A 14,875-nucleotide genomic window follows, 5' to 3' on the forward strand; every position below is an offset into this window, starting at 1 on the left:
TTCACCATTTCACAGACAAGCCCTTGATCCGCCAGCGATTTCTGCATGGCCATGCAGGATGCCAAGCTTGCATGGCCAGGTTTACTTCTTGTCCTTGCCGACCTGGTTGCCGATGACTCCACCCACGGCGGCACCACCGACCGTTCCCACAGCGCTGCCTCCTGTGAGCACGGCCCCGCCGATCGCTCCTGCACCCGCACCGATCGCCGTGCTTTGATCCCTTTTGGACATATTGCCGCAGCCGGCCAGGCCCATCAGCAGGACTGTCGCCGCCAGGGCGAGCGCATTGACCTTGATTTTTTTCATGGGAGAACCTCTTTGAAACGTAGTGGACTGGCGCATGGCGTGGAGGCTGCCCGCCCTGGTCAGGAACGCCGTCCACCGCACCCACGCGCTGCGCTGTGCCTGCCATGCCGTCCCACAGTGGCCTGTTCGCACATCGCCGTCGGTGCGGTAGGGCACATCGCCGCGTGTTGCCCGTGAATGTTCGTCTGCGCACAGACGCCGCGGCCTGCGCTCCCTACAAGAGGGCATGTGTCCAAGGGATTGCATCCGCGCAATCCGCACCAGGAGTTCCGCCCATGCCCCGCTTTTCCAACCTCGTCCCGACCTGGGACACCTCCTGCGTCGGCGGGCCTGCCAGCCTGTCCCAGATGGATCGCCTCATGCTCACCGATCACCTGGCGCACTGCGATGCGCTGAGAAGGCCATTGCTCGCGCTTTGGACGGGATTCACGGCCATCCACCGCATGCTGGGCGAGCGCACGCTGACGGGAATGCTGCTGATCGCAACCCTGGCCGCCGTCGTGTGGCTTGCTCTGTAGTGCGCTGCCCGGAAGCCATGAATGCAAATGCGCAAGCGCTGGAAATGGATACCGCCACATATCAGCCACCTGCTGGATGCCCGCCATGGAGAAGTCCTGGCACCCATCAGGTCGGAGCTTTTTGGCTGCGCACACTTTGAACAGTATGGGATGACCCTGGGGGGCGCGCATGCCGTGGGCCGCCCACGTTTTGGCCAGGCGACGTTCTATCCACGTCTTGAAAACAATCTCAGATCCCTGCGCACCTCATTCAGGTACATCGCCGGCCTGCACCAGGAGGGCCATGAGCTGGGATCCGGCGCAGAGTGGCTTTTCGACAATTTCCACCTGATCGAGGATCAGCTGCGGGAGATCAGCGAAGGCCTTTCCACCCGCTACTACCGCTCGCTGCCCGTCTTGCAGGAGGCCCCGCTCACAGGCCTTCCTCGCATCTACCAGGTGGCATGGTCCTTTGTCGCCCACACCGATGGTGCCTTCGATGAATCGCTATTGACCTGCTTTCTTGACGCATACCAGAGCAAGAGCGAACTCAGCCAGGGTGAGCTCTGGGCGCTGCCCACCACGCTGCGGGTGATTCTGGTCGAGAATTTGAGGCGCCTGGCGGAGCGGATTGCGTGCCAGGCGGCGGCCAAGGAGGTGGCCACCCTGGCTGCGGGCCATATCGACAGGCTCGATGCCGCCGGCTTCCACGAAATCCACCGCTTGATGCAATTGCGCGGTGTAGGTCAGGTCTTCCTGTCCCATCTGGCGCAAACACTCTTTGGGCATCGCTCGGTCTTCAGCGACGGCGCGTACATGCAGATCGAAGAGTGGCTGCGCAGTGCAGTGCCCGATCTGGCGGCACTGCAGGTGCAGCAGCATGCCGACAGCGCGGCCGACCACCTGAGCGTGGGCAATGCGGTGGCCTCGCTGCGGCTGGTGGGCGCCGGGGACTGGCCCGGTATCGTGGGCAGGACCAGCCTGGTTGTGCGCGCACTGCAAGCCTCGCCCGTTTTCCTGGCCGAGGACGATGCCAGCCGCAACACTACGCTGCATGGCATAGAGCGCCTGGCCGCGCGCAGCCCTGATCGCTCCGAGGCCGCCGTGGCCAGGGCCCTCATCCGGTTGATGGGCCAGTCGCAGGGCGCAGCCCAACTGGCCGGGTACTGGCTGCAGGGCGAGGGACGCGCCCAACTGGAGGACATGTTCGGCGCGCGACGGCCCCTGGCGGACCGCTGGTATGCCATCCTCCTGCTGTCGCGCACGGTCACCTACATCGGCGCCGTTGTGGCAGCTTCGCTGGCCCTGGTGGCATGGATGCTGCACCTCAACGGCGCAGGCAATGCCGCCGCGATGCAGGGTCCGCTGGGTCCCCTGGGCCCGCTGGACGCATGGGTGGGCCATGCAGGCCTGGCCCTGCTGGGACTGCTCATGTTTTTCCCGGCCTCCGAGGCGGTTTTGGCCCTGGTGAACCGGCTCATCTGCGAGTCCGCCACTCCAGCGCATCTGCCGCGCTTTCTCTTGAAGGAGGGGATCGACCCCTCGGCGCGCACCCTGGTCGTCATTCCTGCGCTGCTGAGCAAGCCTGCTGCCATCTCCGAACTGGCACACCGCCTGCAGCTGCACTATCTCGCCAATCCGGAGCACTGTGTCCATTTCGCGCTGCTGAGCGATTGGGCGGATGCGGACCGGCAGGGCACGGCCGACGATGAGCCGCTGCTCGCGCAGGCACGCGAACAGATACAGGCGCTCAACCTGCGCTACCCCGCCGGCGAGGGCCAGGCGCAGCGCTTTTTGCTGCTGCACCGCCCCCGGTCCTTCAGCGCGACGCAGGGCCTGTGGATGGGCTGGGAGCGCAAGCGCGGCAAGCTCGAGCAACTGGTGACGGCGCTGGCGACGGAAATGCCGGCCCCCTTCCTGGAGATGGGCGTGCTGTCCGACCTGCCTGCCGGCGTGCGCTATGTGCTGACGCTGGACAGCGACACCGAACTGCCGCCGGGCCAGGTCAGGGCCTTGGTAGGCATCGCCGAGCACCCGCACAACCAGCCTGAACTGGATGCCACCGGGCGCAAGGTCATACGCGGCTACGGCATCCTGCAGCCGCACGTGGTGGCACCCTTGCCGCAGACGCGGCAAACCTCTGCCTGGCAGTGGCTTTTTTCCGGACAGCGGGGCATGGACCCCTACAGCGCAGCCACTTCGGATGTGTACCAGGACCTCTTTGGAGAAGGCAGTTTCATCGGCAAGGGCCTTCTCCATGTGCAGGCCCTGCACGCCGTGCTGTCGCAGCGCCTGCCCGAGGACCGCATCCTCAGCCATGACCTGCTGGAAGGCTCGCTGGCCCGCTGCGCGGCGATCTCCGATGTGACCGTGATGGAGTCGGACCCGCTGCACAGCGACACGGCAGCAGCCCGGCTGCATCGCTGGGTGCGCGGGGACTGGCAATTGCTGCCCGTGCTGTGGCACGGCAGGTACTGGCAACTGGCGGCCATCCACCGCTGGAAGCTGTTCGACAACCTGCGCCGCTCCCTGGTTGCGCCCGTGTCGCTGCTGCTGATCGTGCTGTCCATGGCAGGACATGGCCTGGCCCTGCCTTTGTCCCTGGCACTGGCGGCGGCGGCCTGCATCACCGGGCCGTTGATAGGCGCCATCGCCGGTGCCCTTCCCCACCATGCGCGATTCGTGGGCAGCCGCTTCGCCCTGCAGTGCGCAAGGCAGTTGCTGCAGGTGGCACTGTCCGGCGTGTGGTACCTGGCGCAACTGCTGCCGCAGGCCATGCTCCACGCGGATGCCGTGGCCCGCACGCTGTACCGCATGGCCGTAAGCAAAAGGCATCTGCTGGAATGGACCACCGCCGAAGCATCCCATGCCGCCATCCGGCCCGGCTGGGCGCCGGCCTTGTCAAGGCACTGGCACAGCACCGTGCTCGCGCTTGCGCTGCTGGCGGCCCTGTGGCTGCTGCCCGCCCCGCTGCCAGCCGCGGCATGGCTGCTGCTGTCCGCCTGGGTTTTCACCCCGGCCCTGGTCTGGCTGTGCAATGCCCCGTGGCGGGCCCCTTTCAGCCATGCAGGGCTGCAGACCACAGACCGCGAACTGCTGCAGGACATTGCGCGTGACACCTGGCGGCTTTTCGAGCGCTGCGTGAGCGAAGGCGACAACCACCTGCCCCCGGACAACCTTCAGACGGCGCCGTTCGAGGTGCTCGCCCACCGGACCTCTCCCACCAACATCGGCCTTTATCTGCTTAGCGCCGCCTGTGCGCGGCAGTTCGGCTGGATCGGCACCCAGGATCTGCTGATGCGCCTGGAAGCGACCTCGGCCACGCTGGCCAGGATGGAGCGCCACAACGGCCACTTCCTCAACTGGTATGACACCCAGAGCCTGCAGCCGCTGCTGCCTCGCTATGTCTCCACCGTGGACAGCGGCAACCTCGGAGCCCATCTGCTTGCCGTATCCCGCGCCTGCCTTGAGCTGGCCCGCGCCCCGCTGCATCCTGCGGCCAGCCAGCAGGCGATCCATGCGGCCAGGCGCCGGTTGAAACCCTGCCTGGCGGGCGCAGCGCGCCTGTTGCAGCGCCCGCTGCAGCAGACGGCGATCGGCCAATTGCTGGACAGCCCCCTGGCCGATCCCGCAGACATATCGGCCCAGATGATGCTGCAGGGATTGCTGCGCGACGCCTTTGCGGAGCTTCACGCGCTCGATCTGCCGGAACCTGGGGCCGTGGCCGACACCCCGCCCGGGCCGCAGGCCCCCTTGCCATGGCTGCTGGCCGACCTGCTGGCCACCCTGCAGTCGGCGGCCCTGGACGTCAGCGCCGTCGGCGCGGGGCAGCAAGATGCGATCTCCCTGCGCCTGCGGACGATGGCCCACACCCTGGAGCAGCTGGCGTGGGATGCGGATTTCCGTTTCCTGCTCGACCCGCGGCGGCAATTGCTGCACATAGGCTACCGGCTCGAGGAGCAGCAGCTCGACGCATCGTTCTACGACCTGCTGGCCTCCGAGTCCCGCACCACCAGCTTGCTGGCCATTGCCAAGGGCGACCTTCCCGCCAGGCACTGGAAGGCATTGGGCCGGCCGTTCTTCGCCCATGGCCGCAACGCGATTTTGCGGTCCTGGTCGGGGTCCATGTTCGAGTATCTGATGCCTTCGCTGGTGGCAGTGGAGCCAGCGGGCAGCGCGCTGGACGAGGCCAACCGCTGCGCACTGCGCGAACAGATGGCTTTTGCCAAGGGCCTGGGCATTCCCTGGGGCATGTCGGAAAGCGCCTATGCGGCGCGCGACCAGTCGCTGGCCTACCAGTACGCATCCCAGGGAGTGCCCTGCCTGGCACTGCGCCGCACGCCGATGGCAGAGAAAGTCATCGCCCCCTACGCCACGGCGCTGGCCTGCCAGGTGGCGGCGGTACCTGCGTGCGCGAACTTCCGCGCGCTGGCCGCCCTGGCTGCGCGCGGGCGCTATGGCTTCTACGAGGCCCTGGACTTTTCTGCCGCACGGCAAATCCATGGCGGAAGGTTCACGCTCGTCAGCACCTACATGGCCCATCACCAGGGCATGACCATCGTGGCCCTGGCCAATGTGCTGCTGCAAGGGGTTGCACAGCGCTGGGGCTCTGACCACCCCCGCATCCAGGCCATGTCCACTCTGCTGCAGGAGCGCACCCCCCGCGAGCTTGCAGGCCTGAGGCCCGGCGCGCTGGCCGCACCCTTTTTGCATGCCCAGTCCCGAAGGCCTGCCAACGCGATCCGCACCGTCGTCCCGGGGGCCCGGGCCCTCGAGCCGACCCTCTTGCTGAGCAATGGGCGCTACAGCGTTGCATTGCGCGCCAACGGAGCCGGATGGAGCCGCCTGGGCAACACCCACATCACGCGCTGGCGCGACGACCTGCTGCGCGATGCGCACGGGAGCTTTGTCTACCTGCGAACGGACAGGGACAGCGCCCCGGTGTCCGTGACCCGCAGCCCGGCACCCGATCCGCAGGCGGCCTACACCAGCACGTTCCACCCGGACCGCATGTGCTTCGATGCCCGCTGGCCGCAATGGCGTGTGCGCACCACGGTCTGGATCAGCCCTGAAGACGATATCGAGCTGCGCAAGGTCGTGCTGAACAACCTGGGTAACCTGCCCATGGACGTGGAGCTGATATCGGCCATGGAGGTGGTCCTGGCCGGCGCGGGCGCGGACGAGGCCCACCCGGCGTTCTCCAGCATGTTCGTGAAGGCGCAGTGGCTGGCGCAGCAGCAGGGCATGCGTTTTGAGCGGGTGGCCCGCCACAAGGAGGAGAAGGTGGTGCAGATGGCCCATTTCGTGGCCGGCACGCAGGGGGAGGTCCTGGGCCTGCGCTACCAGAGCGATCGGGCGAAATGGGCCGGCCGCAATCACGCGGCCAGCCAGCCGCTGGCGTGCCTGGAGCCCGCACCGGGTGAAGCTGTCGCGCTGGACACCGGCCTGGACCCCGTCGCCGTGCTGGGTGTGCGCATGCGCGTGGGCCCTGGCGGACAAGTGAGCGTGGTGTTTGCGACGGCTGCCTGCGACAGTGCCAGCACCCTCATGGCCATCCTGGACAAGTACCGCCAGCCCAGCTATGTGGAGCGCACCTCCGTGATCTCCGCCACCTTGGCGCAGGGCCAGGATGCCCTGCAGCACCGGCCCCGGCCCGAGTACCTGCCGGCACTGCAACTGCTGGGCACGGCGCTGATGTTCACCCTGCCCAAGCTGCAGCCCGGCCTGCACCCGCATCGCGCAGGCGCCGTCCGCCTGCCGCAGATCCAGGACCGGCGCGTGCTGTGGCAGTTGGGCCTTTCGGGCGACAGGCCGATCATCGTGGTGAGTGCCGCGGCGCCCCAGGGCCTGGGCCTGCTGCGCATACTGGGACAGGCCCTGGGCGAATGGTCGCGCGCCGGCGTGGCCTGCGACCTGGTCGTGCTCAGCAGCGAGTTCCACTCCTACTACATGCCGGTGCAGGCCGAGCTGAACGCCATCGGCGAACAGCATGAGGCGGCCGGCAACGCCCGCCCAGGGCTGAGCACGACAGGCTTTCATGTCCTGGGCCAGGACACGCTCACCCCCGCGCAGGCAGCCTGCCTGGAGCGCCTGGCATGTGTGCGCCTGCATGCCGATGGCCGTGCATTGCTGCAACAGATCCATGCCTGGAGCGAGCAGTTCGAGGTCCAGGCCAGCCGGCGGCGCACAGCGGATCTGCCCCAGAAAATACCGGTCCAGCCAAGCCGGGGCTCAGCTGTCCCCGCATCGACCGGACAGTTCCTCGGCGACCATGGCCACTTCCAATTCGATGTCAGCGCATCCCGGCGTCCGGGCAGGCCCTGGATCAACGTCCTGGCCAACCCCGGCTTCGGAGGGCAGATATCCGAAAGCGGCGCAGGCAATACCTGGGCGATCAACAGCCGGCTCAATCAGGTCACGGCCTGGTCCAATGATCCCGTCTGCGACATGCCGTCCGAGTGGTTTTTTCTCCAGAACCGGCGCACACGCGAGACATGGAGCGTGGCCCCCAGCGCCTGGGGGCATGCCCAGGCCCGCTACAGCGTGGTGCATGGCCAGGGCTTCACTGAAATCGCCCACCGCCATGGCGACCTGGGCATCCGTGCGCGCTGGTGCGTGGACATCAGGACGGCCGTCAAGCAAGTGCGCATCACCGTGGTCAACCATGGCAACTCCAAGATGCACCTGAGGATGGCGGGCATGGTGGAGTGGATGCTGGGCGAGCGCCGGGCCGACCGCGCCACGCTGGAGACCATGGCCCTGTGGGCACCGGCGCCCGACAAGCGCTTTCTGGGCCTGCTATGCACCCAGACCGAGGCTGCGGGCGGCTTTGGCGGCGGCACGGCTTTCTTCTGCGAATCGCATGCCGGCGAAGGCACCCTCCCGGGAAAGCACGACAGCCTTGACTGGACCTGCGACCGCAGCGAGTTCTTTGCATCCGACGGACATTTGCAGCTCCCGGCACAGCTGGGGCAGCGCAGCGGATACGGGCTCGAACCCTGCGCAGCCCTGTCGCGCCTGGCCACGCTTCGGCCCGGCGTGACCTGGGAGCAGACCTATCTGATCGGCCATGCCACGAGTCCCGATGCGGCGCGCCAGTTGCTGGAGCAAGCCACCGTCCTGGCCCCCCGGGCACGAGAACAGGCCAACAGCGACTACTGGGATGGCCTGCTCCAGGCCACGCAGATCCACACGCCCGACCCGCTGATGGACGTGCTTGTGAACCGCTGGCTGCCCTACCAGACGGTCTCCTCGCGGCTGTGGTCCAAGGCCGGTTTCTACCAGGCGGGAGGCGCCACCGGCTACCGCGACCAATTGCAGGACGCCATGGCGCTTGTCTGGGCCGATCCCGGCGTGCTGCGGCAACAGATCACGCTGTGCGCGTCACGGCAATTCCTCGAAGGGGACGTGCAGCACTGGTGGCATGCGCCTGCGGGTGCCGGCGTGCGAACCCGCTGCAGCGACGACCTGCTGTGGCTGCCCTTCGCCTGCTCGCACTATCTCCAGGCCACTGGCGACACGGCGCTGCTGCAGCAGCAGGTTCCGTTCCTGGAGGCGCCCGCCATTGCCGACGGCGTGGACGATGTCTACGAAACACCGGGCATCAGCGAAGTTTCGGCATCGGTCTACGAGCATGCGGCGCGCGCCATCGACCGCAGCCTTGCCGTGGGCGTGCACGGCCTGCCCCTGATGGGCGCAGGAGACTGGAACGATGGCATGAGCGCTGTTGGTCACCAAGGCCGGGGCGAATCGGTATGGCTCGCCTGGTTCCTGTGCGCCATCGTCACGGACTGGATACCGCTGGCACGCGGCTGCGGCGACGAAGCACGCGCCGACGCCTGGCAGACAGCCCTGGCCGGCTGGCGCCAGGCCCTGGATGTTGCGGGCTGGGATGGGCGCTGGTACCGGCGGGCGTTCTTCGATGACGGCACGGTGCTGGGCTCGGCCCGGCAGCCCGAGGCGCGCATCGATCTGATTGCGCAGGCCTGGTCGGTCCTGGTCACCACGTCAGGCACCTCGCGCCCGCGCATTGCCATGGAAGCGGTGGACACGGAGCTGGTCCAGCCCGATACAGGCCTGATCCCGCTGCTGGCACCGCCCCTGGTCCATGGCCTTCCGAATGCGGGCTACATCCAGGCCTACCCGGCAGGGGTGCGGGAAAACGGCGGGCAGTACACCCATGCCGGAGCGTGGGCCGTGATGGCCGCCGCTTCGCTGGCCCTGCGCCAGGCGGCGCACGCCACCGCCACCGCCACCGCCACCGCCACCGCCACCGGCAGCGAGCGCCTCCAGGACACACCCTACCGGTACTTCACCTACCTGAGTCCGGCCCATCGCGCCAGCCATCCCGTATGGGGCAGCCAATACGCCATCGAGCCTTACGCCATGGCAGCAGACGTATACACCCAGCCCCCTTTTGTCGGACGGGGCGGATGGAGCTGGTACACGGGCTCGGCTGCATGGATGCATCGCGCCGCGGTGGAATCCATCCTGGGGCTGCACATCCACGCCGGGGAACTGTTCTTCACCCCCTGCCTTCCTTCCCATTGGCCCCAGGCCGAACTGGTATTGAAACGGGAGGGCCGCAGCATGCGCTTTCTCCTGATCCGCGGCAGCACCGACGCGCTGGCGGCCAGGTGTGACGGGGAGGGGGCGGTCATGCTGCAGGTATCGCAGAGGCTGCGCTGGACAGAGCTGGCAGCGCACAGCTGCTTTGTCATCCCTTTGCAAGAGGCCGCGATCGGGACCTAGCAAGCCGTGATGTCCGGCAGCAACCGGTCGTACTCTTTTCTCACCACCGCATAACACTCGCAGGAGCGCTGCTCCAGGCCCGTACGGTCCAGCACACTGATGCGGCCACGCGAATAGCGGATGATCTCGGCGCGCTGCAGCTTCAGCGCGGCCTCGGTCACTCCCTCGCGGCGGACTCCGAGCATGTTGGAGATCAGCTCCTGCGTCATCACCAGGTCCGTGCCCTGGAGCCGGTCCAGGCTCAGCAGCAACCAGCGGCAAAGCTGCTGGTCAAGTGAATGGTGACGGTTGCAGACGGCGGTCTGGGCCATCTGGGTGATCAACGCCTGCGTGTAGCGCAGCAACAAGTGAAGAACCGGGCCACCGCGCTCGAACTCCGCCTGCATGGCACCGACCTTCAGCCGATAGCCCCTGCCGGCGCTTTGCACGACCGCCCTGCTGGTCGTGGACCCTCCGCCCATGAAGAGGGAAATGCCCACAATCCCTTCGTTGCCCACCACCGCGATCTCCGCCGACGCACCGTTCTCCATCACGTACAGCAGGGAGACGATCGCCGTCGTGGGGAAGTACACGTGACTCATGACCCGGCCCGCTTCATACAGCACCTGGCCCAGGGCAAGCTCCACAGGCTCCAGCGCAGGCTCCCACCGCTGCCATGGCTCGGGTGGCAAGGAGTCGAGCAAATGATTGCCTGTGGACGCGGCGCAAGAGGGCATAAAGGCAATTCCAGTGCAGTCATCCCGGCACTTCAAGAGAGTCTGGAGGCAGCAGAAATGACGCTCTTGCATCTTACGGGCCAGGCCCACCAGCTCTGTGCGGTACCGCACATACCGGCAGTGGCATCTGTACCTGGCCCTGCGGGACCCCCGCATCCAGAAAGCCCCCCGAAAACCCTTGTGCCGCCACGCTTACAACATAATCTGTCCGCGGCCGGTTTGACTACATCCCATCACCTGGACCAGGAACACAGTGGACTTTCAGGAGCCATCTTGGCTTTTGAAGACCATAGGAGTTTCACATGTCCGTTTCCCAGAACACGCCAGGCAAAAGCCAGCAGCCCGTTGGCCAGCCCAGCAAGCCCCAGCCACAGCAAACTGCTCCCAAGCAGCATCAGCCGGGCTCCGCTGAAGAGCAAAAGAAGCAAGCCCATCAAGGGCAACCGAAGCAGTAATCCAGCCGCTCCGTAACGAAAAAGGGCCCTCGGGCCCTTTTTGATTTCAATGGACGCAAAGGACGGGTTTCTGCATTCGGCCGGTCCATCAATCCTTGTGTTTGATCCACGTGGCTCCAGCCGCCTCCCCGCATCCGGCGCCCACCAGGCCACCGACGGCGCCCCCAACGAATATTCCAACCGGTCCTCCCACGGCCGCGCCAAGCACAGACCCCAGTGCTGCGCCAAAAATCATGAAGCCGGCCACCATGGTTGATTTGGACTCCCGCAAGGCCTCTGCCTTGCCCATTCGAATCTGTGCTGCCGGGTCGGGGTCCTGCGAAGGAACACCGTGCCCTGGAACCGCCTGGTCGGCAAGATCAGGGTCCTGCGGCCTGCCAAGCAGTGACCTCAGTGAAATCGATGCAGTCATGGCCTTCTCCTCGAAGATGAGGAAGAGATGGATGCACCCCGCCTCGACCATGTTTTAAGCCCATGCCAGAATTTTCGATGAGGTCCGCCCCGCCGAAATTGCGTAAGCAAACAGCCTCATCATGGATTGCACCAACTCATGTTCCGTCTTGCCAAGACTTGTCGAAGATGGTTCCAAGGCGCTTGATAGCGGCCACCTGCGGACAGCCGCAGTGCACCACCGCACGACCCACTTAGGCTGTTTGCTGAGATACAGTCCCTGCCAACGAATGAGTACTGCCGGCCAAAAGCGGGCACCGACGACCGGCAACTTTACGGCGCCCCAGCACTGTTGATTCAAGCGCTCGATCAAGCAAGCATCGAGTCCATGGGGCTGCGCACGGCTCCACTGCCGACTTTGACTACATGCGTGTAGATCACGGTCGTGGCGACGTCGACGAGGCTGAGCCGTTCCTGAACCGTTCGGATGACACCACTGACCACGTATCCATGGAAACTGTGGACCACCAACGTGATCCCTTGCAGCTTCTCTGCTTCCACCACGGCGATGACGTCCTGGATGAACGTGTTCACGTCGATGGTGGGATTCAGCAGTGGCGGTTGAGCTTCTTACTCGCTCACCCTTGAAGTGAAGGTGAGCGAGGGACCGAAGGTCAGCAGCGGCCCCAGTTCCTTCATCACCTCGGCCACATGGCTGCTTTGAGCGTGGGCATCGACGGCTGCTTGGTTCACCCAACCATCGGCGATGAAGAAAGTGTCGGGCTCATCGCGCTTCTGATGCAGGTCGTAGTAGAGACAACCCTCTTCCAGCCTTGCCGGTTCAACAAACTGCAACGCAAGCTCTTTCACACGCTCCCTGTCAGCCGTCTTGCAGCGCAGCTCGCAGATGATGTGGACTTCGTCCAATCGGTTTGCAGGCATGGTGTCTCGCCCTTCAGTTCTTGCCGGCGTAGACGCGGGTCATGCCGCCGTCCACCACCAGGTCGATGCCGCGGATGTAGGAACTGGTATCCGACGCCAGGAACACCAGGGCATCGCCGATGTCTTGCGTGGAACCGACACGCCCTGCCGGGATTTCCGTCGAAACGCGCTCGACGTAGTCGACCACCTGCTGGTCGGTCATCTTTTGCTCCTTACCGTACCCTTCGGTCGGCACCACGCCAGGGCTGATGGTGTTCACCCGGATGTCGCGGCGCTTGAGGTCCGTCGTCCAACTGCGGGCGAGTGAGCGCACCGCCGCCTTGGTTGCGGCATAGACCGCGAAGCCTGACAAGCCCATGTCCGCCGTGATGGACGCGTTGAGCACCACCGAGGCACCGTTGCGCAGCACGCCCAACATCGTCTGCATCGTCAGCACGACGCCCTTGATGTTGATGGACAGTTCGCTGTCGATCTGCGCTTCCGTCAGCTCTTCGAGCGGAGTGGCATGGCCACCGCCGGCATTCGCGAACAAGATGTCGAGCCGGCCATGGGCCGCCTGGATGGTGTCAGCCACCCGCTGCATGTCGGCCTTGACGCTCACGTCGGCCCGGATGCCAAGGGCTCCGTCGCCAAGCTTGGCCACCGCCGCGTCGAGGACTTCTTGCCGGCGCCCCGTGATGTAGACGGTCGCACCGTGCTCAAGCAGTCGCTTGGCTGAGCCGAAACCGATGCCCGTGGTGCCGCCAGTGACGAGCGCGACGCGCCCTTCTAGTGTTTGTGCAGTCATCGCGGTCGTCTCAACGGTTGACGGTCTTCATCATGGCGGCGGTGTAGCGCTCGCCGGTGACGGGGACCTTGGCCATCACATCGGCCAGTTCCTTCAGGTCGGCGGCCGATAGTTCGACGGTGGCGCCACCGATGTTCTCTTCCAGGCGATGTAGCTTGGTGGTACCCGGGATCGGGGTGATCCAAGGTTTCTGTGCCAGCAGCCAGGCCAGGGCCACCTGCGCCGGCGTCGCGTTCTTGCGCTTGGCCACGTCGCCGATTAGCTCGACCAGCTTGTGGTTCGCCTCACGGGCCTCATCGGCAAAGCGCGGCAAGTTCTTGCGCACGTCGCCGTCAGCAAAGGTCGTGGAGGCGTCGATCTTGCCGGCCAGGAAACCCTTGCCCAGCGGACTGAAGGTCACGAAGCCGATGCCCAGTTCCTCCAGGGTCGGAATGATTTCCTGTTCCGGCTCACGGGTGAACATCGAGTATTCACTCTGCAGAGCGGCCACAGGCTGCACGGCGTGGGCGGCGCGGATGGCCTTCACGCCGGCTTCGCTCAGGCCGAAATGTTTGACCTTGCCTTCCTTGATGAGGTCGCGCACGGTGCCGGCGACGTCTTCCATCGGAACGTTCGGGTCGACGCGGTGTTGGTAGAACAAGTCGATGCGGTCGGTCTTCAGACGCTTGAGGGACTGTTCCGCGACCAGGCGGATGCGGGCCGGGGTGCTGTCAAGGCCAGCGGTAGCGATGCCGTCCTTGAAGCCGAACTTGGTGGCCAGGACGATCTGGTCGCGGAAGGGTGCGACGGCCTCGCCGAGCATCTCTTCGTTCACCGCGCCGTAGGCTTCTGCGCTGTCAAAGAAGGTGACGCCGCGTTCGAAGGCCGCGCGAATCAATTCGATGCCAGCCGACATCTCCGTGGCGGGGCCGTAGCCAAAGGTCAGGCCCATGCAGCCCAGGCCGATGGCTGAGACCTCGAGACCGTTCTTGCCCAGTGTGCGTTTTTGCATTTTCAGCTCCTTCAAAAGGTTGGTGGTTGCCCCCTTGGAGGTGCCGGTATGGCGGTGTCCGGAAGGCATGTGCGTACTTTAGAAATTTGAAGGCCATGTGAGAACCCGGCATACTTGTCTAAACGATATGAGTTTTGTTCATGGCAGATCGGATCGACCTCAACAGCCTTTCGTCCTTCATCGTGGTGGCGCGCGAACGCAGCTTCACGCGCGCGGCAGCCCAACTAGGCGTGACGCAGTCGGCCCTGAGTCACAGCATGCGAGCACTCGAGGAGCGCCTGGGTGTGAGGCTGCTGGCCCGGACGACCCGGGGTGCATCGCCGACCGAGGCGGGGGAGCGGCTGCTGTTGAGCCTGGCTCCGCACTACGAAGGCATCGAGGCGGAGCTGGCCGCCCTCAGTGAGCTGCGCGAGAAGCCCGCGGGCACCATCCGCATCACGACCCACGACCACGCGGCCTCCACCATCCTCTGGCCCAAGCTCTCCAAGCTGTTGCCCGAGTACCCCGACATCCGGTTGGAAATAAACATCGGCTACGGGCTGATCGACATCGTGGCCGAGCGATTCGACGCCGGCGTGCGCATCGGCGACCAGATTGCCAAGGACATGATTGCGGTGCGCATCTCGCCGGACTTCCGGATGGCCGTCGCGGCCTCGCCCGCCTACTTTGCGAACCGGTCGAAGCCTCAGACGCCCCAGGACCTCACCTCGCACAATTGCGGCAACCTGCGCATGGCAACTCATGGGGGGCTGTACGCCTGGGAGTTTGCGCAGGATGGCAAGGAGTTGAACGTCCAGGTGCCTGGGCAAATCATCTTCAACACCTCGGTACAGCTGCTCAACGCCGCGCTGGAAGGTTATGCCCTGACCTACGCGCCGGAGGACATCATCCAGCCGCATGTGGAGGCAGGGCGTCTGGTGCGTGTGCTGGAAGACTGGAGCCCGACTTTCCCGGGCTACCACCTCTACTACCCCAGCCGCCGCCAGTCCTTGCCTGCGTTCGCGCTCGTGGTTGAGGCGCTCAAACTACGGGCTTGAGAC

Annotated in this window: 11 protein-coding genes; 4 read left to right on the forward strand and 7 right to left on the reverse strand. The window is 65.5% G+C overall.

Annotation, left to right across the window (positions count from 1 at the left end; all coding sequences use genetic code 11):
- Positions 1 to 81: 81 nt before the first annotated feature.
- Positions 82 to 306 (reverse strand): glycine zipper 2TM domain-containing protein, encoded by a 225-nt coding sequence (locus IB269_RS18055; RefSeq protein ID WP_013801898.1) that lies wholly within the window; start codon positions 304 to 306, stop codon positions 82 to 84.
- Positions 307 to 581: 275 nt separating this feature from the next.
- Between IB269_RS18055 and IB269_RS18060 the strand changes: the two genes are divergently transcribed.
- Positions 582 to 824, forward strand: a complete 243-nt coding sequence (locus IB269_RS18060) for a hypothetical protein (protein WP_192367877.1) — start codon at positions 582 to 584, stop codon at positions 822 to 824.
- A gap of 21 nt (positions 825 to 845) precedes the next feature.
- Complete coding sequence (locus IB269_RS18065) at positions 846 to 9,554, forward strand: GH36-type glycosyl hydrolase domain-containing protein (RefSeq protein ID WP_192367878.1); 8,709 nt, start codon at positions 846 to 848, stop codon at positions 9,552 to 9,554.
- On the opposite strand, the gene IB269_RS18070 is transcribed toward IB269_RS18065, so the two are convergent.
- Positions 9,551 to 10,270 carry a Crp/Fnr family transcriptional regulator gene (locus tag IB269_RS18070; RefSeq protein WP_034398720.1) on the reverse strand — a complete coding sequence of 240 codons (720 nt, stop codon included), beginning with the start codon at positions 10,268 to 10,270 and terminating at the stop codon, positions 9,551 to 9,553. The two genes, IB269_RS18065 and IB269_RS18070, sit on opposite strands and share 4 nt — an antisense overlap.
- 302 nt (positions 10,271 to 10,572) lie before the next feature.
- On the opposite strand from IB269_RS18070, the gene IB269_RS18075 reads away from it, so the two are divergent.
- Entirely contained in the window at positions 10,573 to 10,725 is a 153-nt protein-coding gene (locus IB269_RS18075) for a hypothetical protein (protein WP_013801894.1), read from the forward strand.
- Between the two features lie 88 nt (positions 10,726 to 10,813).
- Here the strand turns inward: IB269_RS18075 and IB269_RS18080 are convergent, their stop codons facing one another.
- From IB269_RS18080 to IB269_RS18100, 5 genes are all read right to left on the reverse strand, one after another.
- Positions 10,814 to 11,137 carry a hypothetical protein gene (locus tag IB269_RS18080; protein ID WP_083829121.1) on the reverse strand — a complete coding sequence of 108 codons (324 nt, stop codon included), beginning with the start codon at positions 11,135 to 11,137 and terminating at the stop codon, positions 10,814 to 10,816.
- A 347-nt stretch (positions 11,138 to 11,484) separates the two neighbouring features.
- A complete protein-coding gene (locus IB269_RS18085) occupies positions 11,485 to 11,709 on the reverse strand; it encodes a hypothetical protein (RefSeq protein ID WP_192367879.1) in 225 nt (74 codons plus the stop codon).
- 36 nt (positions 11,710 to 11,745) lie between these two features.
- Positions 11,746 to 12,042 (reverse strand): putative quinol monooxygenase, encoded by a 297-nt coding sequence (locus tag IB269_RS18090; protein WP_225614182.1) that lies wholly within the window; start codon positions 12,040 to 12,042, stop codon positions 11,746 to 11,748.
- 28 nt (positions 12,043 to 12,070) lie between these two features.
- The gene (locus IB269_RS18095; RefSeq protein WP_123692059.1) at positions 12,071 to 12,844 is read right to left on the reverse strand and encodes an SDR family oxidoreductase; all 774 of its coding nucleotides are present in this window, start codon (positions 12,842 to 12,844) and stop codon (positions 12,071 to 12,073) included.
- Between the two features lie 10 nt (positions 12,845 to 12,854).
- On the reverse strand, positions 12,855 to 13,835 hold the full coding sequence (locus IB269_RS18100; protein WP_192368195.1) for an aldo/keto reductase: 981 nt from the start codon (positions 13,833 to 13,835) through the stop codon (positions 12,855 to 12,857).
- A gap of 140 nt (positions 13,836 to 13,975) precedes the next feature.
- Between IB269_RS18100 and IB269_RS18105 the strand changes: the two genes are divergently transcribed.
- Positions 13,976 to 14,872, forward strand: a complete 897-nt coding sequence (locus tag IB269_RS18105; RefSeq protein WP_123692188.1) for a LysR family transcriptional regulator — start codon at positions 13,976 to 13,978, stop codon at positions 14,870 to 14,872.
- Positions 14,873 to 14,875 lie beyond the last annotated feature (3 nt).

This window comes from Delftia sp. DLF01, assembly GCF_014852125.1.
In the GTDB taxonomy this organism is placed as follows: Bacteria; Pseudomonadota; Gammaproteobacteria; order Burkholderiales; family Burkholderiaceae_C; genus Comamonas; species Comamonas acidovorans.